This window comes from Sinobacterium norvegicum, from assembly GCF_923077115.1.
Lineage (GTDB): Bacteria > Pseudomonadota > Gammaproteobacteria > Pseudomonadales > Sinobacteriaceae > Sinobacterium > Sinobacterium norvegicum.
The window spans coordinates 333,289-359,109 of the sequence record NZ_CAKLPX010000002.1 but is presented as its reverse complement, the minus strand read 5'-3'; the positions used below and the strand labels follow the sequence as shown (position 1 = coordinate 359,109).

At 44.1% G+C, this 25,821-nt stretch carries 19 protein-coding genes; all 19 read left to right on the top strand.

Annotated features, from left to right (window positions below; translation table 11 throughout):
• Positions 1 to 8: 8 nt before the first annotated feature.
• On the top strand, positions 9 to 590 hold the full coding sequence (locus tag L9P87_RS10635; RefSeq protein ID WP_237444721.1) for a sugar transferase: 582 nt from the start codon (positions 9 to 11) through the stop codon (positions 588 to 590).
• 262 nt (positions 591 to 852) lie between these two features.
• A complete protein-coding gene (locus L9P87_RS10630; RefSeq protein ID WP_237444720.1) occupies positions 853 to 1,650 on the top strand; it encodes an ABC transporter permease in 798 nt (265 codons plus the stop codon).
• Between the two features lie 41 nt (positions 1,651 to 1,691).
• On the top strand, positions 1,692 to 2,201 hold the full coding sequence (locus tag L9P87_RS10625) for a hypothetical protein (protein WP_237444719.1): 510 nt from the start codon (positions 1,692 to 1,694) through the stop codon (positions 2,199 to 2,201).
• Between the two features lie 169 nt (positions 2,202 to 2,370).
• Positions 2,371 to 4,437: a glycosyltransferase gene (locus L9P87_RS10620; protein WP_237444718.1), complete on the top strand. Its 2,067-nt coding sequence runs from the start codon at positions 2,371 to 2,373 to the stop codon at positions 4,435 to 4,437.
• Positions 4,434 to 5,654, top strand: coding sequence for an ABC transporter ATP-binding protein (locus tag L9P87_RS10615; protein WP_237444717.1), 1,221 nt, complete (start codon positions 4,434 to 4,436; stop codon positions 5,652 to 5,654). Before L9P87_RS10620 ends, L9P87_RS10615 begins: the two co-directional genes overlap by 4 nt.
• On the top strand, positions 5,651 to 6,931 hold the full coding sequence (locus L9P87_RS10610; RefSeq protein ID WP_237444716.1) for an FkbM family methyltransferase: 1,281 nt from the start codon (positions 5,651 to 5,653) through the stop codon (positions 6,929 to 6,931). The genes L9P87_RS10615 and L9P87_RS10610 overlap by 4 nt, the downstream gene beginning before the upstream one ends.
• Positions 6,931 to 10,089 (top strand): glycosyltransferase, encoded by a 3,159-nt coding sequence (locus L9P87_RS10605; protein WP_237444715.1) that lies wholly within the window; start codon positions 6,931 to 6,933, stop codon positions 10,087 to 10,089. The genes L9P87_RS10610 and L9P87_RS10605 overlap by 1 nt, the downstream gene beginning before the upstream one ends.
• Positions 10,089 to 10,325 carry a hypothetical protein gene (locus L9P87_RS10600; protein WP_237444714.1) on the top strand — a complete coding sequence of 79 codons (237 nt, stop codon included), beginning with the start codon at positions 10,089 to 10,091 and terminating at the stop codon, positions 10,323 to 10,325. Before L9P87_RS10605 ends, L9P87_RS10600 begins: the two co-directional genes overlap by 1 nt.
• A gap of 10 nt (positions 10,326 to 10,335) precedes the next feature.
• Complete coding sequence (locus tag L9P87_RS10595) at positions 10,336 to 13,326, top strand: PEP-utilizing enzyme (RefSeq protein WP_237444713.1); 2,991 nt, start codon at positions 10,336 to 10,338, stop codon at positions 13,324 to 13,326.
• Complete coding sequence (locus tag L9P87_RS10590) at positions 13,323 to 13,952, top strand: gamma-glutamyl-gamma-aminobutyrate hydrolase family protein (RefSeq protein ID WP_237444712.1); 630 nt, start codon at positions 13,323 to 13,325, stop codon at positions 13,950 to 13,952. The genes L9P87_RS10595 and L9P87_RS10590 overlap by 4 nt, the downstream gene beginning before the upstream one ends.
• The gene (locus L9P87_RS10585) at positions 13,949 to 14,725 is read left to right on the top strand and encodes a phosphocholine cytidylyltransferase family protein (RefSeq protein WP_237444711.1); all 777 of its coding nucleotides are present in this window, start codon (positions 13,949 to 13,951) and stop codon (positions 14,723 to 14,725) included. Before L9P87_RS10590 ends, L9P87_RS10585 begins: the two co-directional genes overlap by 4 nt.
• A 2-nt stretch (positions 14,726 to 14,727) precedes the next feature.
• The gene (locus L9P87_RS10580) at positions 14,728 to 15,843 is read left to right on the top strand and encodes a CDP-glycerol glycerophosphotransferase family protein (RefSeq protein WP_237444710.1); all 1,116 of its coding nucleotides are present in this window, start codon (positions 14,728 to 14,730) and stop codon (positions 15,841 to 15,843) included.
• A complete protein-coding gene (locus tag L9P87_RS10575) occupies positions 15,836 to 17,932 on the top strand; it encodes a sulfatase-like hydrolase/transferase (protein ID WP_237444709.1) in 2,097 nt (698 codons plus the stop codon). Before L9P87_RS10580 ends, L9P87_RS10575 begins: the two co-directional genes overlap by 8 nt.
• Positions 17,933 to 17,936: 4 nt before the next feature.
• Positions 17,937 to 20,087 (top strand): sulfatase-like hydrolase/transferase, encoded by a 2,151-nt coding sequence (locus tag L9P87_RS10570; RefSeq protein WP_237444708.1) that lies wholly within the window; start codon positions 17,937 to 17,939, stop codon positions 20,085 to 20,087.
• Between the two features lie 41 nt (positions 20,088 to 20,128).
• The gene (locus tag L9P87_RS10565; protein WP_237444707.1) at positions 20,129 to 21,223 is read left to right on the top strand and encodes a YidC/Oxa1 family membrane protein insertase; all 1,095 of its coding nucleotides are present in this window, start codon (positions 20,129 to 20,131) and stop codon (positions 21,221 to 21,223) included.
• Position 21,224: 1 nt separating this feature from the next.
• Positions 21,225 to 22,598 carry a formyl transferase gene (locus tag L9P87_RS10560; RefSeq protein WP_237444706.1) on the top strand — a complete coding sequence of 458 codons (1,374 nt, stop codon included), beginning with the start codon at positions 21,225 to 21,227 and terminating at the stop codon, positions 22,596 to 22,598.
• A gap of 19 nt (positions 22,599 to 22,617) precedes the next feature.
• On the top strand, positions 22,618 to 23,652 hold the full coding sequence (gmd, locus tag L9P87_RS10555) for a GDP-mannose 4,6-dehydratase (RefSeq protein ID WP_237444705.1): 1,035 nt from the start codon (positions 22,618 to 22,620) through the stop codon (positions 23,650 to 23,652).
• A 26-nt stretch (positions 23,653 to 23,678) separates the two neighbouring features.
• Positions 23,679 to 24,617 (top strand): GDP-mannose 4,6-dehydratase, encoded by a 939-nt coding sequence (locus tag L9P87_RS10550; RefSeq protein ID WP_237444704.1) that lies wholly within the window; start codon positions 23,679 to 23,681, stop codon positions 24,615 to 24,617.
• Between the two features lie 53 nt (positions 24,618 to 24,670).
• Entirely contained in the window at positions 24,671 to 25,804 is a 1,134-nt protein-coding gene (locus L9P87_RS10545; protein WP_237444703.1) for a glycosyltransferase, read from the top strand.
• Positions 25,805 to 25,821 lie beyond the last annotated feature (17 nt).

Genomic DNA, 25,821 nt, shown 5'->3' with positions numbered 1-25,821 from the left:
ATATCAACATGAACCAGATCAACATGAGCCAGATCAACATCCGTCTATTCGATATCATATTATCCCTTACCGGCCTTATCTGCCTACTGCCGGTGCTCACCATACTGTTCGTTGTCGGCTTGTTCGACACCGGCTCGCCGTTATTCATTCAAAGCCGAGTCGGCCGTCATCAAAAGCCGTTTAATTTGATTAAATTTCGAACAATGTCAGTTGAGACAAAATCTGTTGCCACTCACCTAGCCTGCGCCAGCTCTGTGACCAAGTTCGGCGGCTTTTTACGGCGCACTAAACTTGACGAGTTACCTCAGCTCATCAATGTCTTATTTGGCCAGATGAGTTTGGTTGGCCCCAGGCCCTGTCTGTTCAACCAAGTCGAACTGATTGAAGAGCGAGAGAAAAGAAGGGTGTTTGAGGTGAGGCCTGGGATCACCGGGCTAGGCCAGATCAACAATGTCGATATGTCAACGCCGAGGAAACTAGCCAAGTATGACTCTGCACTGGGTAACAAGGTGACAGCAAGACACTATCTTACTTGTCTATTGTTGACTATATACGGCAAAGGACAAGGAGACAAAATAACAAAGACATGAGGCGCTGCATGCATAATACGAAAACCCATGTCAGCCAAGAGGTAAGATATTCACAAACACTGGGCGCTTATGATAAGGTTTCTTCCAAATCCAATCGGGCCCAACAATGCCGATTCACTTATTCTGCAGCTCAAAGCGTTGTGCCTAAGCATCTGAAAGTCAGAGTAAGTTAAATGCGTCATTTCGCCTAACGGCTTCGCTTAACACCCAACATTTTCTGAGCCTAAGCGCTCATTTTTAGATAACAATTAAGGCGCGTTAAATGTCAGGCATGCTCAAAGATCTTTGGCGATACCGTCAATTTATTATTAGCTCCATCCGCAACGAGCTCAAAGGGAAGTTTGCCGCCAGCAAACTCGGCGGCCTATGGATTGTTTTAAACCCTCTGTCACAAGTGTTAATCTACGCTCTCATTTTATCAAACGTGCTGGCAGCGAAACTACCTGAAATAACCAATACATATGGCTACGCCATATATTTGATGGCCGGTTTATTAGCTTGGAATCTATTTTCCGAAATCATTGGCAACTTCCTCAATTTATTTATCTCCAGGGGCGGGCTAATGAAAAAAGTTAGCTTCCCAAAAATCACCCTGCCCATTATCACCGTAGGATCCAGCCTGCTTAACAATTTATTACTGTTCTTTTGCATGCTAATTATTTTTGCGCTTCTGGGCCAGCAATTCAGCTCTGCAATGCTCTACTTAATCCCCCTAATGTTATCAGTGGTCGTACTCGCTGCGAGTCTCGGCCTCATCCTCGGTGTTATGAATGTTTTTTTGAGAGACATAGGTCAACTGGTGCCAGTAGTTCTGCAAGTGTGGTTCTGGTTAACCCCAATCGTCTACCCTGCATCAATAATACCCGAAAAGTACATGCACTTAATGGAATTAAATCCAATGTACCCAATCGTCACTGGCTATCACGATATCTTAGTATATAACTCAGCGCCGCAACTTGGGGAGAGCATTATTCTTGTTGCAGCAGTCTCTCTGGCTGCCTTATTGCTGAGTTTATTTATGTTCCGGCGTGCGAGTGCAGAAATGATGGACGTCCTGTAAATAACATCAGCTAACATTGAATCGGCATCGGAGCCAATAATTTGATTTTAAAAAAATTAACTAGACGGATTTTGCTCAAGGCTATTAGCTTCGTTATATCCAGACCCAAGCTCAGACATATCATTCAGAACAGACTTCCCATACCTGGTAGACTAAACGCATGGCTGATTTCAAAATGGGCTGCAAACAACGCCATCATTGGTGGCGATGTCAGGAAGACAGACGACTGGGGGCACAAGCCTTACCACAGCAGTTATTACGAGCTAAAAATAGCCGAAGAAGTTAGCGCAGCATATGGCTTAAACATTGATCACAGCTATGTTAATGAATTGCGTGCACAACAATTTGCAAACTATGATAACGAATCAACCAAAAGCATTATCCATACAATAAGCTGTATTTATCTTGCTCTACTCACAAGATATCCATTGCAAGCCGACATTATCAAACACACTAAAAATGTGAAAAAGGAAAAAAAATTTAACTCTGTTTTTACGTCCATATTCAACTCTCAAGAATTCAAGAAAAAAGGCTATCGTCGTGTTGAATAATCGAATCTACGTTAACCTGACAAACACATTCGTAAATCGAGGAAAAACAGGGATACAACGTGTTACTAGAGAGCTGGCAAAAAGACTCAGTAGGCACCATGAGGTAATATTTATCGCAAACATCGGGGCTTCATTTTACGAGATAAAGCGCGGCCCAGAACTAAGCGCAATGCTTCAAGCAGAAGAGGTGACTCTGAAAGAAAAAGTCCTCATTGGAGATTTTCAATCTGGCGATATATTCTTTGATATCGACGCCTCTTGGGGCGATAGCTACAACTGCGATGAACTATTCTCATCTCTAAAAGAGCAGGGTGCCATCATCATAAAACTTCACTTTGATGCTGTACCAATTTTGACCCCTGAATTCTCTCATGCTCACACGGTATTTCGCTTCGCTGAAAACTTCTCAGCTAGCTTAAAATACTCCGATTACTGGTACTGCATTTCTAATACGGTCAAAAAAGACCTGTATAGTATCTGCAAAAGCATTAACCTTGGCCGACCAACGGCACATAAAGTTCAGCTAGGTGGCGACTTCTCTACCAGCAAGCACATACAAGCCAATAGTAAAATATCTGGCTATGGCACATTTTTACTCTCTGTAGGCACTGTAGAGCCAAGAAAAAACCATCAGCTTTTACTTGATGGATTTGACGCCTGCAAAGACGACTACCCGGAGTTAAATCTGGTAATCGTCGGTAAACAAGGCTGGAATGTTGAAGATGTTTCAGAACGAATATTAAAACACCCTGACTATGGCCAACGTGTATTTTGGCTTCAAAACGCCTCTGATACCGATGTGCTCGGGTTATACGGTAAGGCGCTGGCCTCAATCAACTTGTCTCACTACGAGGGCTATGGTCTACCAGTCATCGAGTCACTCAGCCAAAATTGCATATCAATATGCACCAAAGGCAGCGCAATGGAAGAGGTTTCAAGAGGCGCTGCAGTGACAACAGCGCTGAATATTAACGCCGTAAAGAATGCGGTGCTGCAGCTACGCAATGAAAAACGCTACGCCAAGTTAAAGCTGGATGCAGCCGAGTTTGTCACCCCAACATGGGACGAGGCCGCCGATGGTATATACAACGCTTTGCGCGCCACCCGCACATCGCCAGGTATTTCCTCTCTCCCCTGCCAAGCGGTATACATATCAATCCGTCCAGATGCCTTACATCGCTCCATCTCAAGCATTATAGAGTACATGCCCTATATAAATAGCGTGGTGGTTTTAACTGCAGACAATTTTTACAACAAGCTTTCTGACAAGCTTGCTAAGCTAGAGATCCAAATTACTATTATCAAAGAGTCTGAAGTCGGTTTAACTCAATTACCTCATGATCATCAAGTTAGAAATACACTACTTAGAAAAAAGCTCTATGCAGAAGAGATCATTAATGACAATTTCATAGCATTTGATGATGACTATATTGTCATCAACCCCTCAAATACTGATGATTTTATCCAAGATGGTGTCCATCAATCATACTATTTTTACACCAATGGCGCTGATTGGCTAGGTGGATTCCCCAAACCCACAAGCTTTGACGAAGGGTTATTTAAAACTGTTCGTTTTCTAAAAAGCTGCGGTTACGACTACAAATTATATAACTCACACTCTCCGCAAATCATTAACAAATCTCTTGCCTTGCAAATATTGGTGCGAACCGAAGGTATGGGGCTTGATGAATGGAGCGTGTATTTTAATATTGCAAAGCACCTACATCCTAACAACTTTGCTGACAGACCCTACCGAGTTATAGGCTGGCCAGGAAACATATCCTCTTGGCTTCCAACCGCTATTTCGGATGATGTTATTTTTGAAAACTATTATGAACACAATAATTACAGTTTACCGACAGGCACAAGAATTGACCGCTACCTCGATGACTACAAGTCAGCAAAAGTTTACAAGTCCCACGTCCGACCAGAAAAAGCAGTGCTTACGTTGTCAAATCAAGGATTGGCATTCAATAGCGACAAGATAAGCGGACCGGAGTCTAGTCGCTGTGAATTGGTACTGCAGGTTGAACTTCGGACATTTAATCTAAACCTACGAATTCAAAATAGAAATTATGACTTCAATGAATTATCGTCCACTCGCTGGTTTCTACTCAGGTTTTCATCGATCAAACAAAACAAACCCGCCAGCTTAGATATCACATTAACCACGGACGATAATGTTGTGCACTTCTTGTCAATCCCCGTATCCGTTACCTCAGGCGCTATCTCATGATTTTGCTCAACGTTGAAGGCCTAGGGAAAGCATTTCGAAAATACGGTTCTGAGCTCCATCGTTTTGCAAGCTGGTTTGGTATACCAATTAAAGCGAAAGAAGAAAAATGGGTACTCAAAAATATAAGCTTCAAAATCTGCAAAGGTGAGGCTATAGGTATTATCGGACAAAATGGTGCAGGCAAGAGCACCCTACTTAAAATGATCACAGGAACCCTGCAACCCACCAAAGGAAAAGTCAGAGTTAATGGCAGGATTGCAGCCATACTAGAGCTCGGTATGGGGTTTAATCCAGAGCTAACTGGCAGACAAAATGTGCGCCACTCTGCCGGATTAATGGGTTTTAACAGCCAGCAAATTGATCGCGCAATGGCGTCAATGGAAGAGTTTGCTGAAATAGGCGAATATTTCGACCAACCCGTACGCACCTATTCGAGCGGCATGAGGGTAAGGGTCGCATTCGCCGTCGCCACGGCCTATCGACCTGAGATATTAATTGTTGATGAGGCCCTGTCCGTTGGTGACGAATACTTCAAACACAAGAGTTTCAACCGAATAAGAGAGTTCCAAGAACAAGGCACAACCTTGCTCATTGTCTCTCACGACCGCGGGGCCATTCAATCACTGTGCAATCGCGCCATCTTACTTGAAGATGGCCATATTATTAAGGATGGAAATCCTGAAGCGGTCTTTGATTTCTATAATGCTATTATCGCGGAAAAAGAAAACAGCACCGTTGAAACAAAGACATTGAGCAATGGCAAGACCCAAACCAGCTCAGGCACAGGAGAAGCAAAAGTATCTAAAATTTCTCTTCTAAACCACATGCAAGAAGAGGTAGAGAGTGTCAGCGTTGGAGATGATGTCAACCTAAAAATAACGGTAAAGGCACACGCCGATATACCGACGCTAATTTTGGGCTACAGCATCAAGGACCGCCTCGGACAAACCATTTACGGCACAAACACCGCTTTGAAAAATCAACCATTGCTAAATATTTCGTCCGGGGAAGTTATTACTTACAACATTCGCTTCCCGATAAACCTTGGGATTGGTAGCTACTCTATTCAAACCGCCTTAGTCAGCAGCGAATCACACTTAGAAAACAATTATGAATGGCTGGATTTAGCTTATTTATTCAACGTCATAAATATCAACAAAGAAGAGTTTGCAGGCTGCGCCTGGATCGACCCTATAATTGAGACCAACCGCAAATGAAATTAGTTTCTTATGCACAGAATTTTGAAGACGTTATGCTGTGGCGTGCTCTCGGGCACATCAACGATGGCTTTTATATTGATGTTGGCGCCAACGACCCAACCATAGATTCTGTTACCAAGGCATTTTACGATGCGGGCTGGTCAGGCATAAACATCGAGCCCGAGAAAGAATGGTTCGACAAACTGGCCGCACAACGCACCCGCGACAACAATATACAATGCGCTGCGGGGTCAAGCGAGGGCAGCCTAAAACTATTTGTGCTCCCTGGCACCGGATTATCAACAAGTAACAAAGAAATTGCCAAAGAGCATGAAGAAGAATATAGTATTTCAGTTACAGAAACAGTAGTACCTCTGAAGACCCTGACGACCATTTGCCGTGAGAACAACGTAAATGATATTCATTTCCTAAAGATCGATGTGGAAACAGCAGAGAAGTCTGTCCTTGAAGGTATCGACCTACGCTTGATCAGGCCTTGGATACTTGTCGTAGAAGCAACATTACCCGGTAGCCAGAATCAGGACCATCAAGATTGGGAACCGATCATCCTAAGCAAGGATTATCATTTCATCTATTTTGACGGCCTCAATAGGTATTACGTTGCTGACGAACACAAGGATCTTGACCATCATTTTAGCACCCCACCTAATGTATTCGATGGCGCCTCTCTGTCAGGATTGTCTAATAACCTATGGTGCACCACTGTCAGCAACAAGGCAGAAACAACTTTAGCGGAACAAAAAGAGTACACCACCGAACTTGAAAGAAAAATACATCAGATTGAGAGTGAAAATTTCAAAATAAGAAAATCGACAAGAGAAAAAATAATTGCATTAAAATTATCTCATGAAGATATAAATGAAGAACTTAAAAAAGAAACACTCAGCCTAAAGTCACGACTCAACAAATCTGAAAAAAACCACAAGAATCTCACAAAAAAAATCAACTTACTAACCAATAGCCGCTCTTGGCGACTCACTCAGCCGCTGAGAAAAACAGTCAAATCAATCTCAGTTTTACGTCGAAAAACCAAAGAAAAAACCAGCAGACTCCGAAAAAAGGCAATACGAACCGCAAGAAGAAAGCCGCTCTTCAAAAGAATGGTCAATGGCTTACTGTATTTCTCCCCGACCCTAAAGACGCGCTTCAACCGACCGAGCACAAAAGACAAAAAAACCTCAACATTGAGACAGCACAAGCACATCTCAGAAAACGCATCCTCTGCACTTAACTTTCTTAATGCCGAAATAAAAAAGAACAAAGGAAATAAGTAATGCGTATTGTCATCGACTATCAAGGGGCGCAATCTTCTGGCTCTAGAGATCGAGGTATCGGAAGATATACTCAATCCTTTGTCCAAGCACTGGCCAAAAATCACAAAGACCATGAACTAATCATCGCCCTCAATGGCCGTTTCTCAGAGCATATTGACAACATTCGACAACAATTTGACGGGTTGATAGAAAATGACAACATCGTCACTTGGACTCCACCCGATAATGTTGATTTTTTGACCGAGATAAATGCCAGCAGAAGAAAGTCAGCCGAGCTCATTTACGAGGCCTTTCTTTGCTCTCTCGAGCCTAACATCATCCTTATCACTAGTCTTTTCGAGGGCTCTGGTGACGATGCAGTAACCAGCATTAAACGCTTCAATCCCGACGCCCTAGTAGCGACGATACTTTACGACCTCATACCCTATATTTACCCTGACATCTATCTAGTTAACCCGGCCATTGCCGCGTGGTATCATTCAAAAATAAAACATATCAGGCAGTCGGATTTGCTACTCACTATTTCCGAGTCATCACGGCAAGAGGCAATTAACTTTCTCGGCTTTGAGCCGTCGTCTGTGTCCAACATATCAACAGCAATAGAGCCCAACTTTAGCCCTGCCCTACCTTCAGCCGTTGATAGCGAGCGGCTTAAACAGCACTTTAATATCTCCCGTCCATTTATTATGTATACCGGTGGCATCGATCACCGGAAAAACATCGAGGGACTGATTCGAGGGTATTCACAACTACAGGAATGCGTTCGTCAGAAATACCAGCTTGTTATCGTTTGTTCCGTACATGACTTCATTGAAGATAAATTACTACAGCTAGGCCGAGACAATGGTTTGCATTTAGACGACCTAATCTTTACTGGCTTTGTGCACGACGATGATTTGCTGCGCCTATATCGCAGTTGCGAGGTTTTTATTTTCCCGTCCTGGCACGAAGGCTTCGGCCTCCCTGCTCTTGAAGCGATGGCCTGCGGCAAGGCGGTTATCGGCAGCAATGTATCGAGTATACCCGAGGTTATTGGTAGAGCCGATGCGCTCTTTGAGGCAAACAACGACCAAGCTATCACGAGCAAACTAGAAGAGGTATTGCTCAACGAACAATTTAAACTAGAGCTAGAACAACATGCCCTGGTTCAAGCTCAGAAGTTTAGTTGGCAGCAAACCGCCAAAGAGGCTGTTTCCGTCCTTGAAGCTAGCGTCGAGAGTAAAAGACTAACTACACCGCAGAAACAAAAACTAAAGCCCCGACTTGCTTTTGTCTCACCGCTTCCTCCTGCCAGAAGCGGCATCAGTGATTATAGCGCCGACTTACTACCGACGCTGCTCGATTTTTACACGATTGACTTAATCATCGATCAAGAAAATGTCGACACCAACTGCCTGCCACAGCAATGCCTTATCAGATCTACCGACTGGCTGATCAAACATGCCGACGACTACGACCGAGTTATCTATCACTTCGGCAACTCTTCATTCCACAAGCATATGTTTCACTTGATACAGCGCATACCGGGAGTCGTCGTCCTGCATGATTTTTATCTTTCCGGAGCCGTTAATTATATCGACACCAGACCCAACCCCGGATTAAGATTTACACCAGAGCTATACAGGTCAGCAGGGTACACCGCAGTTTACGATCGTTACAAAGACCCCAGTGATAAATATAATCACGCGGTAATGGATGCATACCCCTGCAATCTAACTGTATTAAATAATGCCCTTGGGGTTATCTCTCACTCTGAATACTCTCGCAACCTTGCCACGGACTGGTATGGCGATTCAGCAGTGAAAGGCTGGCATGTACTGCCTCTGCTAAGAAATCCAATCGACCAGTGCAAGAATGCCGCGCGCAAGGCACTGGGCATTGAGAACGATGAATTCATTGTGTGCACTTTTGGGATGCTTCACCGCAACAAACTCAATAAAGAACTAGTTTCATCTTGGCTCGACAGCTCGATAGCCAAGTCCGAAAAGTGCAGATTGATCTTTGTAGGCGACCTGCCAAATAACAACTATAAGGACGAACTGCACCTCCTCCTGGAGCAAAGTGGCCAGCATAATATAACTATTACAGGCTGGACAGAAAAAGAGGAATACCAGCACTATTTGGCTGCAACCGACCTATGTATACAATTACGCAGAACCTCCAGAGGTGAAACCTCTGCCGCAGTATTGGACTGCCTAAGCCACGGCAAGGCAACACTGGTCAACAGAAATGGCAGCATGGATGAGATAGATGATGAGGCCATATTTAAAATCCCCGATGACTTCACTCAAGCGCAGTTAGCAGCAGCATTAGACAAGCTCTACCACAACCCTGATCTTAGGGAGCGCCTTGGCCAAGCCGGCAGGGGTTTACTACTAGAAAAGCACAGCCCAGTGGTCTGCGGCAATAAATATCATCATGTTATTGAGGGTATTTACCATAAACCTCCCCAACATAGCGCCCCCGTGATTAAAGCCATAGCAAAAGAGCTCGCAAACAACACGAACAAAGATGTAACTACAGAAGTCGCCATTGCAATCAACAAGAGTTTTCCACCAAGAATCAAGCCTCGACAGTGCTTGATTGACATCAGCGCAATTATTGATAGTCAACACACAGATGTCGAGACCGAAAACCAGTTCCAGCAACTCTTAAAACAATGGGTACTCACACACTCGAATCACTATCGTATTGAACCGGTTTATGAAAAAAACAACTGTCTTTACTACGCAAGGGCTTTTACTCTCGAGCTTATCAATTGTCCTACCGATGCGCTAAAAGACAGTCCAGTCGAATATTTTCAGGGCGATGAATTAGTTACCTTAACGTCATCACGTTATTCGCCAAGATTAAGCACCGCGTTCTATCAAGCGACTCGGTCTGCAGGCGTCATACAAACCTTCTTTTGTTATGACCTCGCGCCCAATACAAGTGATAGCAGCCCTATAAAGAATAGCGTCAATAATGTAGCGCAATGGTTGCCAATATTAGCACTGGCAGATAACATTCAATTATTATCCCACAGTGATTCTGACTACATCGATGAAATCGCTGCGGACACCCCTCTGACGGACAAAATCAGTCAGCTTTCGCTTGATGCCCCCCCCCAGAGATATAGCTCGAAAATCATTCAACGTATCCACACAAAGGAAATATAATGTCTACATTTACACGCTTAATTACTCTTACGGTACTCCTATCCCTGTCTTGGGTAACGCCAGTAATGGCCTATATTGATCCGGGCTCAGGCAGCGCCATTATGTCGGCCATCATTGGCTTTTTTGTCGCCGCAGGCATTGCGCTTAAAACCTATTGGTACAAGATTAAGGGCATATTTACCAGCAAGAAGACACAAGATAACGACGCTGAGTCTAACGACGAAGCAATGAAGTAGGGCTGACGAAATGGATGTATTTATTTTAGGTGCAGGCCGTCCAGCCTATGGCACAAAACCGGCTGCACTTAAAAACATAGCGCTTAATAGCAGGGCTATGGACTGGCAAATTCACAGCTTTGATACTGTGACGACACCGAACAACATCCACTTCTTGGGTGGCTACCATATTGATAAGGTCATTGAGAGCTACCCCTTTCTTAATTTTACTGTCGTGGCTGACTGGCAAAAAAAATCACTTTTACATACCTTTTTATCGGCGCCATTTGGCTGTAAACCCATTATCACCTGCTATTCAGATACAGTTTTTCGCAAAGAGGTCATCAAAGACATTACGACGGTTGAAGCCGACATCGTGGTTGGTATCGATAGTATTTGGCGAAGTCGTTACGCGGATAGAACCCAGTTAGACATCGATGGCGCCGAAACGCTCGACATCCCCCTCGCCAATCAAGCAGGTTTAGAAACAGTCGAGTTCACCGGCTTAGTGCACTTTAAGCAAAGCGTTGCCCAGCGGCTGAGTCAGCTTGATGAAGCCGAAGCCGGCAATGATTTGATGTCGCTTATCCGCCAGCTAGAGTCACTTGGCTACAGTGTTGCCTACTTCGACGTCAAAGGTGAGTGGGCTGAATTTAATTCGCCACGCGATATTGCTCATTTCATACTGGGCACCAAGGCTGAAACATTGGCAAGACTTGAACCGCTGGTGCAAAAAAGCCACATTGGCAAGCAAGTTAGCTTTACCACGTCGCAATGGTATGACGATAAGGCCAGCATATTAACCTCTGTGCAATCTCTGTTTGGCAACACTCAACTCGTCATTCGTAGCAGTTCGAAAGGCGAGGACAACTGGTATGCCTCTAATGCCGGTGGCTTCGAAAGCATACTAAATGTTGACTCCAACTGCAGAGAAACAGTCACCGCTGCCGTCGACGAAGTCATCGCCTCATACGGCGAAGGCAGCTGCAATAATGACCAAGTTTTAATTCAGCAGCAATTGACCGAGGTCAGCGCTTCTGGTGTCGTCTTCACCTGCAACTTAGAAACCGGTGCGCCTTATTATCGTTTCAATTTTGATGACAAAACTCAGTCGACTGAATCGGTGACCTCAGGTGGCTCAGGAGATTTACGTACGGTCATCCTCAGCCGAGGCCATGAACAACACCTTTACACAGTTGAGCCGGCGCTTTCTCCAGTCCTGAGTGCAATCAAAGAGCTTGAATTGCTGCTTGGCTACGACAAGCTTGATATCGAGTTCGCCATAGATACTCGTGGGCTGGTGCATATCTTTCAAGTCAGGCCGGTGACTATCGATCACTCTGCCTATGATTTAGACAGTAACGAAATATCTTATCAAAGAGCTGCCTGTGAAGCTTATTTCACTGACCACAACTTACCGCAGCACAATATATTGGGTGATAAGGCCATTTACGCTAATATGCCGGATTGGAATCCTGCTGAGATTATTGGTACCAAGCCAAAAACTTTGGCATTTAGCCTCTATCGTCAGCTGATTACCAATGATGTATGGGCCATGCAACGAGCGGAATTTGGTTATCGCGATGTAAGGCCAGCCCCCCTCATTAATGCCTTTGCTGGCCAGCCCTATGTCGATGCCAGAGCCAGCTTGAACTCTTTTATTCCTGCATCTTTAAGCCATGATAGCGCCAACTGTATTACAAATGCCTACTTAAATATTTTGTCTGAAAACCCTCATTTCCATGACAAGATTGAGTTTGATGTTGCCTTTACTGTTTGGACCCCCGACTTTTCAGACAACGCAAGCGCACGCCTCACGCCCTATAAAGTAACCCCTGCGATGATTAGCGAGCTTGAACTCGGCTTGAAAGATATCACCCGCAAGGCTTTAGCGCGACTCGATAACGACACAGCTTCCATCGCGACGCTGAGGCAGCAAAACAAAGATATTTGTTCAGGTAATCAGTCCGCCCTCAATAAGGGCTATGCTCTGCTGGAGGTTTGCAGGGAATATGGCACACTCGCTTTCTCTCATGCGGCAAGAGCAGGCTTTGTGGCCACCACGCTGCTGAATAGTTTTGTAGCAACTGGGGCGCTCAGTGAACAGAGACGCTCAGAGTTTCTGAAAAGCTTTAACACTGTTGCGGGTGATTTTGAGCTGGCTAAATCTGCACTTGCTTCTGGCAAGATCAATCTCCCTGAATTAATCAGCACATATGGCCACCTTCGCCCTGGAACCTATGAAATATCAACACAGGCGTATTGGGAAGACCCCGAACGATATTTATACAGCGCTCATAATACATCAACTCATGACAGTGCTAACTTTCTATTTCGGCAAGACGAACTATGTTCGTTAAAAGGGTTTTTAGATAAGCTCGGTAGCGCTATCTCAGTCGAGCAGCTTATTGCCTATTTGATCAGCGCCATTCAATCAAGAGAATCGGTTAAATTTGATTTTTCTAAAAGTCTGAGTTTGGCCCTCGATTACATCGTTAGCGCAGGGGCTGAGGCAGGAATCAGCAGGACAGACCTTTCTTTCTTTGATTTTAACGACATAGAATCTTTAAAGCTAAACACCTTACAATGGCGCAGTATTCCCGCCATTATTGCCCAACGAAAGGCTGAATACGCTATTACTTCGTCGGTAGAGCTGCCCAGCTTCATCCAAAGCGTCAGTGACTTCTATTGCTTCGAGCGATTTTCTTCACTACCGAACTATATCACCACAGAAAAGGCTGTCGCTGAGGTAATTTGTTACTCAGCAACAGTTGAGCAAGATCTAAACGGCAAAATTGTCATGATTACCCAGGCCGATCCGGGATATGACTGGCTATTTGGTCACGGTATTGCCGGTCTTATTACGCAGTATGGTGGCGCCAATTCACACATGGCAATTCGCGCAGCAGAAATTGGCCTACCCGCAGCTATTGGTGTTGGCGACAAGCTCTTTGATAAAATTTCAACGATGCAGCGTATAGAAATTGATTGTAGCGGCCAAACAATCCGGAAGGTGATATGAGGCGTATTGGCATCACACAGCGCGTTGAAATTATCCCAAGCTACGGGGAGAGCAGAGATTGCTTGGATCAGCGCTGGAGCGATCTGGCTTTGACACTCGGCTTTCTGCCTATTCCACTGCCAAATATTTCCTCACCTCACTCAATAGGCCTGATAGATGAACTGGAGTTGGATGCAGTTATTTTCAGTGGTGGCAATTCTTTAACGACTGTGGCACCGGATGACAGCGACGCCTCAATACAACGAGATGCTTTTGAAGAAAGCCTGTTCTCTGCTTGCCTCGAAAAAAACATACCTACACTGGCCGTTTGTCGTGGAATGCAGCATATCAATCTACTGCTCGGTGGCAACTTAACAGCCATAGAAAAACACGTTGGCACCCCACATACAATCATCCCTGTTGATCACACAGTCACACTGCCAACAACAGTAAATAGCTATCACAATTGGTGCATTCCCAGCAACGGACTCGCCACATCATTGAGCCCCCTTGGCACCGATAAAGCAGGCAATATCGAAGCCTACCGACATCAAAAACATAAAATATTAGGCCTTATGTGGCATCCTGAAAGGGAAGTTCCATTCTGCGACATCGATATCCAACTCATTAAAAGTATATTACTATGACCAGAGCACTCATCTTAGCTGCCGGGCAAGGCACCCGTTTACGACCTTTGACCAATGACAAACCAAAATGCCTCGTGCCTCTACTCGGTAAGACATTACTGGCCAGGCAAGTAGATACACTTAGGCAAGCGGGTATCGATAATATTCATATCGCCACCGGCTATCGCTGCGACCAAATTGAGGCGCTTGGTTTTAATACGACTAAAAACCCACGCTTTGCTGAGACCAATATGGTCGAGACTCTATTTTGCGCCAAAGATTTTATCCAGCAAGAAGGCGACCTCATCATCGCGTATGGTGATATCGTCTACAACCCTGAAAATCTACAAGCACTGCTGGCCTCCGATGCTGAAGTAGCATTGATGATTGATAAGAGGTGGCGTGACCTTTGGTCTTTAAGGCTGGAAAACCCACTTGAAGACGCTGAAACTCTAGTACTGGATGAACATAGCAATGTTATAGAATTGGGTAAAAAACCTGAAAACTACGATCGTATTCATGGTCAATACACTGGCTTAATCAAGCTTAGAAGCGACAAGATTCCAGCCTTCATCGAACACTATAACAAGCTCGATCGTGCTGGCCAGTATGATGGTAATGACTTTGACAATATGTATATGACCAGCTTCATACAGGGCCTTATTGACAACAGTTGGCAGGTGAAAGCTGCCATCGTTAACAATGGCTGGCTAGAAATAGACTCTACCGATGATTTAGCCCAATATGAAAATATGGCCAGTGACGGAACGCTGGCATTGTTCTACAGGGCATAATAATGAAATTAATCCGCCAAATTCGTGACACTATGCGTTTTTTCAGTCTACCGAAAGAACAACGCCGTGTTACCTTTTACTCTGAAGGGAAAAATTATTATCCGCATCTAGAGGGGCTAATAACAGAGCTTCTTAGTAACTCTGAACTCACAGTAAACTATATATCTTCGGGTATTGATGACCCAGGGCTGAATGTCGTTCACGATAGATTAAATACCTTCTTCATCGATGAGGGATATATCCGTAATTGGGTATTTGAAAACATCGACACCGAGCTCATGATTATGACCATGCCGGATCTGCACCAATATCAGATCAAGCGATCCAAGCACAATGCTCATTACGTGTATGTACAGCACTCTCTGGTTAGTCTACATATGGTTTATAGACCGGGAGCCTTTGATCACTTCGACACCATCTTCTGTGCAGGCCCCCACCATGTAAAAGAAATTAGAGCGATGGAAAAAAAGTACAGCCTAACCCGAAAGAATTTAGTCGAGCACGGCTATGCGAGACTAGACGCAATCCTGATGCAAAAAGAACAAAAGCCAACGATAAGCAAAGGCAGTACCCAACATGCCCTAATCGCGCCAACCTGGGGTGAAGCCTGTACTATTGAGTCAGGCGTAGCAGCTAAAGTTGTTGATAAACTACTAAACAATGGCGTGCGCGTAACACTTCGCCCACATCCGCAAACGATTAAATTTGCACAAAAACAGGTCGAAGCAATCACCCGTAAACACAGCTTAAACCCGTTATTTTCATTCGAGGACAACGTTGCAGGCCAGCAGTCTCTACATGACTCTGACTATATGATCAGCGATTGGTCTGGCGCCGCGCTTGATTACGCCTTTGGGCTCGCAAAGCCAGTAATCTTCGTCGATGTTCCCAAAAAAATTAACAACCCTGACTATATCGATTTAGACATCGAGCCTTTCGAATCGAGCATAAGAAATATTATTGGACGTATCGCTACAATCGACGATGATTTTTCTTCGATCAACAGCCAAAACATACCAACGGAGTTCAACGCTGACAACTATGTCTTTAATCGAAAAAAATCCGCCCAAGTAGGCGCATTATGGATAGAGAGTTATATTGGAATGAAAAATGCTTAAAAGAATCAAGCCATCAATACTATTTTCTATACTTCTATTACTCCAGCTTTTTATTTTTTCACCCATAGACATTTACATCACCAACAAATCCAGCTCTATTGACATAGCCACCCTATTCTATTCCGCCATACTATTTATCGCTCCGACCACTATTGTTTTGTTATTAATTCCGCGCCTCATAAAAACGAAAAGATTAAAATTTATCACCCCAATTATTGGCGCACTCTATTTTATTTTTTTTCTGAACTCAACTTTTCTAAGCGGCTATTACGGAGTCATCGACGGCAGAGGGTTAGAAATAGAATCGCTAAGCATGGTCAGCATACTGCAAATAATAGTGGCGGCAATCATCCTCACTTACTTTTTTCGGGCAAGGAATTTAGATCAAGCAAAGATATTTGCACTGGTGTTTTTCTCTATCTCAACCATTACAGCACTGACCAACATTGGTTTTTTTATTAAGGATGGCGGCAGTCTATCATCTCAGAGAACACAGGGATTCGGCAAAGAAATCCTTGCGTTTTCGCAAGAGAAAAATGTCATCCACATTATACTAGACGAATTACAATCCGACGTCACAGAGGAAGTTCTGAAGTCAAAAAAGTTCAGCGCACCACTGAAAGGCTTTACATTTTACCCCGACACAACGTCAATATACCCAACTACCATCATGTCTCTACCATCGATGTTCACCGGCGAGGTGTATCGTAACGAGACATCTAAAGAAGATTTTATTAACGCACTCATCGCTAAAGGTAAAACCTTGCCTCTTGCGCTTGAAAACGTAGGGTTCAGAGTAGCAATGCACGGCGGCTGCCAGAATGATAATATATTTACCTCTTGCTCCGTTAACTCTGAATATGCACTACTAAACACCCGAGCAATACCACTCGATTACTTACAACTATTAGATATTAGCTTATTCAAGGCTTCGCCCGACCTGCTAAAACCCTATATATACAATGACGAAAGCTGGTTAATACAACGGTTATTTAGCAACGAGGTATACACAAAATCATCCTTTGTAGGTTTGGCTCACTTATTGATGAATGATTTCACCAAAAGATTATATGTTGAGATTGACAGCAAGCCAAGCTACAAGGTTTTCCACTCCACGATCACTCACTCACCTATCTGGCTTGACGCCGACTGCAATGAGTTAGCCAAACCCGCAAAAAACACACTAGAGAACAAAGTCGAAGAAGCAAAATGCGCCTTTCAATCTGTCGAGAAACTATTAACTAAGATCAAAACACTTGGCATTTATGATCAATCGATGATTATCATTTCATCTGATCACGGTTCGAACTATCTCCCACCATCATCGGGAAAAAAATTCAAGAGTAGAAAAATACCATACCCTCAAGCATCCTCGACACTTTTAATTAAACCTTTCAGCAGTGGCAATCAACCACTAGAGTTTGACCATTACCCAAGTTCGTTAATAGATATACCAGCGGTTATTACTCATGCCACAGGTGCTACCTTCATTGGCACAGGTGTCGACCTGCTATCTGAGCATCGAGAACAGGATAGAGACCGTGTTTACCACCACTATAAATGGTCAGCAGGCGATATTAAAAGGAGCACTCTACCTCCCCTTATATCTTACAGCATAACCAACAATTCAAAGGTTCCATCTTCATGGCACCTTGAAAACATCGACTTTATTGAAGTATTCCTTCATGGTAAGCAACTAGCGACTCAAGTAGGCGTCGTAACGGGGCAATATTTAAACAATAAACCTGGCTCCAGAAAAAGTGGTTTTTTGAGCTATGGCCCTTATTTGACAGTACCGCCAGGCCATTACACATTTCAGCTTAAATACAGCTCTGCATCGAAAGAATTACACACAGGCAGCTGGGATATCACCTCCGATGGAGGAAAGACAACCCTTGCCAAGGGTGATATAGCTACGACAAACAACCTTACCAAAGCACTTACCAAGGAGATTGTAATTAAAAAGGTTCACTACAATGTCGAATTCAGAGTTTATGACAATGCCACTGGTGAGATATCTATTAAATCGCTCTCTGTAAAGCATTCTAAACCACCTTATATATCGCCAACTAATGCCCCACTGGATTAAACCAATGCCGTCTTACAAGCAAACATACATCCTAGGGATGATATATTTCCCACTAGCTGTCTGCCTCGTATTCATTCCCTCTGAGCTTTTTTATTACAATATGGAGGAATGGGGAGGAGACATATTTTTAATCGGCTTGCCTGCCATTATTTCAATATTTCTGTTGGCAACAATTATTGCAATATACTTAACTATAAAGAAAATTAAACCGGCATTGGCTGACTTAGTAAAGCCCGCGTGGCTATTATTTAATTTAGGTATTATTGCACTATTTTGTGATACTCTTGCACCAATACAGCTTAGCCAACTCGATGGCAGCAATATAAGAAGTAGCCAGCCATTGTCTATCACTTTGATAGAGCTGTGCATAATCGCCTCTGTTTTCGCATTCTACTTCAAGGGAAAAAAATATTTTGAAACATGCGGCATGGTGTCATTATTTTTTATCGCCTTCTCTTTCTTATACTTATCAGCCAATATTTATTTATCTACCGCACTAAATGTTCAAACCGACAATAAAACTTCGGTTAGCACTAACAACGACCACCTGCCCAACATCTATCACTTTCATCTCGACGCAATGCAGACCGATTTCTTTCTTGAGGACATCGAACAGTCAAACACCGAGGCATTTGATGGCTTTACATTATTTGAAAAAAACATTGCAAACTACCCTTACTCCCTGCCATCAATCGCTAGCTATCTAACCAGTACAACGTTTAGCGGCGAGCATTATATTGACTGGATCAACAATGCCGACCAAGGCCTTTACACAATGCTTTCGACAGCCGGCTACAACCTTAATGTATTCGGAAAAAGACCCTTACTTTACTCCCCATTGATTGATAACTTTGAGAGCGGGCAAGATATATACAAAGCCGCTACAAACATTAAACACCCGATGCTAAGTCAATTTTCTTCTTTGTTGGCCGGTAGAATTTTACCAAACGCAATCACTAACAGAGCACTTTCCTATGGAAAAAAAATCGGCAACCTTTACCCTCAACGCTCTGACCTACCTCAACCCAAGACAATCGCAGATGGCATTGAACCTTATACCGGAACATTGATTTTAAAGCATGCAATAGCAACAGAACACCAACGGAAAAACTCGGGGGAATACCTTTTGATTCAACCCGTTTTGCCTCATGGGCCATACTTCGTAGACGATAATTGCAATTATGGTATCACCAAGGGGACATTTCCTCAGCGTTATTCTTTACAAGTTTCGTGTGCGAACAAATTAGTTGCTGAATTCATTGATGAACTCAAGCGACTAGGTAGATATGAGAATTCAATTTTTATTATTCATGGTGATCACGGGTCCGGCTGGGCAGGTTTTACAGAAAAAAATAGGTCCAAAGAACCGCAAAAGTCTTATCGCAGTGAAATCCACCCATGGTCTCAAAAACAACTCGAGTCTAGAGCATTTACCCTATTGATGATCAAGGCGAACAAAAAATCAACGTCTCCTTTTTTTCTAAATCAACGAAAAACAACGTTGCTGGACATATATCCTACCATTGCGTCAATGTTGAACCTTAGCGCTCCGCCAAACGCAGAAGGCTATGATTTAACACTTTGTTTAAAGGCATCATGCGCACCAGCCCCCGGCTCCAATCAAAACTTCTTTTACTTCCCTCCTGGGAAGAATGAGAAACAAAGCATTGAAAAAATACCCTTGATATTCATTAATGGTAAACCTAGCTTCGACCTTGATAAAACAACTCAACGTGATATTGACGTTAAATACTCCTATAAAGGTTCTGACCTTCCCTCTCAGTCCGGTGAAGTTGTTGGCTCTTCACGAGTTATATACAATAAGAAATCACCACCTAGTTACATTACTTATGGCCCTTACATACAACTCAAACCAGGAAGGTATTCATACTCCATGATGTTTTCCTCATCTCTACCACAGACAGAAAGTGCCGCGAAGTTTGATGTTCGCACAACCAATACGCAAGACAATGCTTTAAAGGAACTCGTCATATACGGCAGCAATAATGAGACCGCCAGTACAGAAGGTGAGTTTATTATTCCGCCTGGAGCTATGGGTAAAAACGCCCGCACCAATATAGAGGCTAGAATGTACTACTTAGGTCAGGGAGATTTTTCCGTCATATCTTTAGAATTTAAGAAGCTGGATAATTAATAATTATGCGTTATATTACTCTCTCGATATTGCTACAGTTTTTGTTAATTAGCCCACTATTCGCCTCCGTTGATAAAAGCACGGTGACAGCCGAACAGCCAACCGCCACCTCTACCGTGCATTCTTTTCTCCAAAATGATGCAGAGCCAACCTTTTATGGTTTGGCGAGCTACTATAACAATATTAATTATTTTCTCGTTAGCGCCGACCAAATTGAGCGCTTAATACCCGGTGAGAACTACACCCTCAATAGCAATCGGTGGCTTGCTGCAGTTAAACGCTTAGACACCTTAGTCATCCAAGCTGACGGCCTCAACTTCAGCTTGAGCGACGATGAGCTTTTGCTGACCAGTGTCACCTCTCTTGACTCCCCTCATGCTATTGTACAGGTTGCCAACAAAGACAAACTGTCGTCGGTTGCCCCTGAGCTTGACCAGATTCGCTATAACCACTTATGGATTGGTCTTGCCCAAATATCGAGAGCTGTCGAGTTTTCTCTGGTCATTATTCAATCGCTGGTTGGCAATTGGGGGCTGGCTATTATCCTCTTCGCTCTGCTGCTAAAAGTGTTACTCATCCCTGTCGGTATCATGACCACCCGATTTCAACGTCGAGTTAGTCAGGTGCAGTCAGCGCTAGAGCCCAAGCTTAATGAGATAAAAAGTCAGTACGATGGCGAAGAGGCTCACAACCGCATAATGGCCGCTCACAAGCAGCTAGGTGTAAGCCCCTTCTATACTCTAAAACCAATGATTGGGATGTTTATACAAATCCCTATACTCATCGCTACTTTCAACGCACTCGGCGAGATGCCTCAGTTTGCTAGCCAGTCGTTTTTTTGGATTACGGATCTATCTCTGCCTGATACTATTGGTGAGTTGCCATTTACACTACCGCTTTTCGGCTCAACTATCAGCATACTTCCTGTTATCATGACGGTCGTGACTTTGTTTTCTACCGTCATATTCCAGAATACACACGCCTCCAGCGGTGAAATGGCAAAGCAAAAACGCAACCTCTATCTAATGGCCGCAGCGTTCTTTATTCTGTTTTATCCATTCCCAGCAGCGATGGTTTTATACTGGGTCATGGCAAACATACTTCAAACTATTCAACAGCAGATTATTAAGATATAAAATGGATATTTTAAACGTTGTCGATGACATTATTGATCAGTTAAGCCTCACTCTGAGCGAGCCTAGTAACGCCAGCGATGGCCTGTCCAGCTGCCAGATGCTTTATCAGCTTGCCAGCCACAAAGTCTGGGGCGTCGATGAGACCAACATATTAGCCTTTCTCTCTAAACGACTCGATATCAGCGGTAAATTTTTCCTCAGTTATCGCTCGAACGGACGCAAAAGTACCGATTTACTTCTGACCGATCGTGATTGGCTCAGCTTGGCTCAGGCAATCTTTGTTAAAGCCGTATTGAAAGTCAAAGAATGCTCGCTACCCGCGCTACACCTTAAACAGTTTAATACGCTGTTTAAGGCAATGGACCTACAACCAAGCCCTTGGCTCACTGAGCCTGTTTCTGACGCTATTGAGCAAAGTTGGTCAGCACTACAGGCTGAATTAAAAAGCGAATTTAGCCAAGTTAATATTACTTATTACGATCATCATAATCCAACAACGAGCAAAACCTGCCTCCCGCTTACCGTGCTATTCTATGAGGGGCCTATCGCCAGAGCCTATCTAGAAACTCTCGCCAGCTTAAATCTTAAGCCTGAAAAAATCATCCAGCTAGTTCCTCGTAATGACATCGCAACTAAGAAACCGATTGGACGGTGGCTGCCAAAAAGCTTAAGAATCGCTTATTCTGCCAATATTCAGAGCAGTAAAATCCACTTTTGGCCTAAGAAACTTAAAAAATCCTATTCTGCACTCACTCATCCGATGACGACAGAAATTGAGCGCAAGCTCTCTTTTTCAGCTTCCGCTATCGAGTCAGCCAACGCCTTATTGCCACTCAGTCACTACAGCGATAATATAGAGCCCATTCTGATTGAGAATTTGGCTGATCAAGCACTCCACCAGCATTTAACCAACGAAGCTAAAGGTGCTATATTATTCACCGGCGGTGGTATTATGCCAAGTACATTACTTTCATTATCACATCTCAAATTCTTGCATATTCACCCTGGATTTTTGCCTGATATACGTGGCGCAGATTGCGCCCTGTGGTCAACACTCAGTGCAGGCTACTTCTCGGCTAGCTGCTTTTACATGGCGCCCGGAATAGATACAGGTGATATCATTACGCCTTGTTGGCTGCCAAAAATTGACCTCTCAGCGGTCCCGAGAGATACAGAGATGCTCGATGGTTACCGTGCGATTTATTCGTTCATCGATCCTTGGGTTCGCTCATACGTACTAAGAGATGTATTGATAAATGCAAGCGTTGGTCTTGACGAATTAAGCTGCATCAAACAAGACGAAGAGGAAGGTACTACTTTCCACTTCATGCATGACCGCCTGAAACAAGCGGCATTAAACAAAATTTTTATTTAGGAGGTTACAAAGAGAAACTATGAAAACAGCCATTATCACCGGTATCACCGGCCAAGATGCAGCCTATTTAGCCGAACTTCTTTTAGATAAGAACTACGTTGTTTATGGCACCTATCGACGCACCAGCTCGGTTAACTTTTGGCGCATCGAAGAGCTAGGAATTCAAGATAATCCCAATTTACACTTAGTTGAGTATGATTTAACCGATCTAGGTGCCAGCATACGCTTGATGGAAATGGCCAAGCCAGATGAGGTTTATAACCTAGCTGCTCAAAGTTTTGTTGGCGTTTCTTTCGAACAACCTCATACAACCGCTCAAATCACCGGTTTAGGTCCGCTTAATCTATTAGAGGCTATTCGCATAGTCGATACTAATATTAAGTTCTACCAAGCATCGACGTCGGAAATGTTTGGTGAGGTTCAGGCTGTTCCTCAGCTTGAAACAACGCCTTTTTACCCACGCAGCCCCTACGGCGTAGCCAAGTTGTATGCCCACTGGATGACGATCAACTACCGTGAAAGCTATGGTATTTTTGGTGCCAGCGGTATTTTATTCAATCATGAGTCACCGCTTAGAGGGCAAGAGTTTGTTACCCGCAAGATCACTGACTCCGCCGCAAAAATCAAGCTTGGTTTACTTGATGTATTAGAGCTTGGCAACATGGATGCCAAGCGCGACTGGGGCTTTGCCAAAGACTACATTGAAGGCATGTATCTAATGCTACAAGCCGATAAACCTGACACCTATGTCCTCGCAACCAATCGCACCGAAACAGTTCGTGACTTTGTCACGATGGCCTTTAAGGCCGCCGGCATTACGCTTCGCTTCGAAGGCAGCGCCGAGGCTGAGGTTGGCATTGATACCGACAGTGGCAAAGTGATGGTCAAGGTCAACCCTAAATTCTACCGCCCAGCAGAAGTAGATCTATTGATTGGTAATCCCCAGAAGGCAAAAGATGACTTAGGCTGGGAGCCAAAAACTACGTTGGAACAGCTTTGTAGCATGATGGTTGAAGCAGACCTCCGTCGTAATACAGAAGGCTTTTCGTTCTAAATCTGATGCTGTAGGAGGTAGATAAGGTGAAACATGTATTATTAACCGGCGCCGGCGGCTTTGTTGGTAAGGTATTAAAGCGTTACCTCATTGAGGCTGGGTTTAAGGTCACCGGAACGACCCATCTACCTCCATCAGAGCATGAGACTGACTTGATACAGCTCGATATCCGTAACAGCCATGATGTATCTGCCGCTGTTCAACAATGCAAGCCGACTCATGTTGTCCATTTAGCTGCTGTCACTCATGTTCCAACCAGCTTCGATGACCCTCAGCGTACCTGGCAAACCAATGTTATGGGTACGCTGAACCTTCTGGAGGCGGTTAAATCCAGCGCCCCCAATGCCTTTGTGTTGTTCGTCAGTTCATCTGAAGTCTACGGCGCGAGCTTCAAATCTGGAGACCCGCTGCAGGAAAATGCTCGCTGCCAACCGATGAATCCATACGCCGCAAGTAAACTAGCCGCTGAACTGCTGATGCATCAGTTTTTCAAGCAAGGCCACTGTGGCGCCATTGCACGTCCGTTTAACCATATTGGCCCAGGCCAATCGGCAGATTTTGTCACCGGTTCATTTGCCAAGCAAATAGCCAATATTGAACACAATACTCAAGAGACTACCATTAAGGTTGGTAACCTTGATGCTTACCGTGACTTCTTGGATGTTAGAGATGTTTGCCATGCCTATATCGCCTTACTAAAGCACTGTAAAAAGATCGAGCATCAAAAAGTTTTTAATATTGCATCGGGGAAACCAGTCAAAATTGCCGATGTTTTATCAACTCTGCTAAGCCATAGCTCTGCCAAAATCACTATTGAGCAAGACCCCAGCCGACTCCGCCCCTCTGACATCCCAATTGCCGCAGGAGATTGCCGAGAGATTGAAAGGGTTACCGGCTGGAAGCCGCTCCACACAATAGACAATACTCTCATGTCGCTACTTAATGACTGGCGCTCGCGCCGTTAATATATACCGCGTCCTCTTCGACCCTACTCGCGACTTTATAAAGCAATTAATTAATGAAAGTACTACAGGTTTATAGAACTTATTACCCCGATAGCCAAGGCGGCCTTGAAGAAGCGATTCGTCAAATCGCAAGAGGCACATCCGCACTGGGAGCTGATAATCGAATATTTTCTCTACAAAGAAAACCAGGCGATGCGGTAATTGATTACCCAGAGGCTACCGTTTATCGCTCTCATCGCCATTTAAGCATCAAGTCATGTGATATTGGTTTCAAGGCCGCGCCCCTCTTTAAAGAGCTCTATCGATGGTGTGATGTTGTTCACTACCACTTTCCTTGGCCATTTGCCGACTTACTCGAAGCGGCGGTAGGTGGCAACAAACCCTACATCATCACCTATCACTCAGACATTGTTAGGCAGAAAAAACTGGGTCTAATTTACAGTCCCTTGATGAATAATTTTTTGAAGGGAGCCGCGAGAATTATTGCTACTTCCGATAACTATTGTCAGTCGAGTAGCATTCTTGCAAATTATGCAAAAACAGTTGCGGTCATCCCTCTTGGTATTGACCAGGCTTCATACCCTGATGCCAGCACCTCACTCCTTGAAACTACTCGTCAAGAATATGGCTCCGACTTTTATTTTTTTGTGGGCGTATTTCGCTACTATAAGGGCCTTCACATACTACTTAATGCCATCAAGGACGCCGCTTACCAGGTTGTAATCGCTGGAGCCGGACATGAAGAGGAAGCGTTAAAGGAGCAAGCAAAAGTACTAGGGCTGAATAATGTTCACTTCCCCGGCTTTGTTTCCGATGAAAAAAAAGTTGCCCTTTTAACCCTATCTAAAGCTGTTGTATTTCCCTCTCACCTTCGATCAGAAGCCTTTGGTATCACATTGCTGGAAGCCGCAATGATGGGCAAGCCTATGATTTCAACAGAAGTTGGCACAGGCACCAGCTTTGTGAACTTAAATGAAACGACGGGGCTGGTGGTCGCGCCAAACAATCCAAGTTTGCTTCGTCGCGCCATGGATAGACTATATAACAACCCTGAAGAAACAAAAAAAATGGGGCAGATGGCGCGCCAGCGCTATCTCGAAAAATTCACGGGCAAAGTTGTTGGGGGTAGTTATTACCAGCTTTACCAAACGATAATTAACGAGAACAGTCATTCCAAGCCTACCTAGCCAAGTAGGCTTTCATA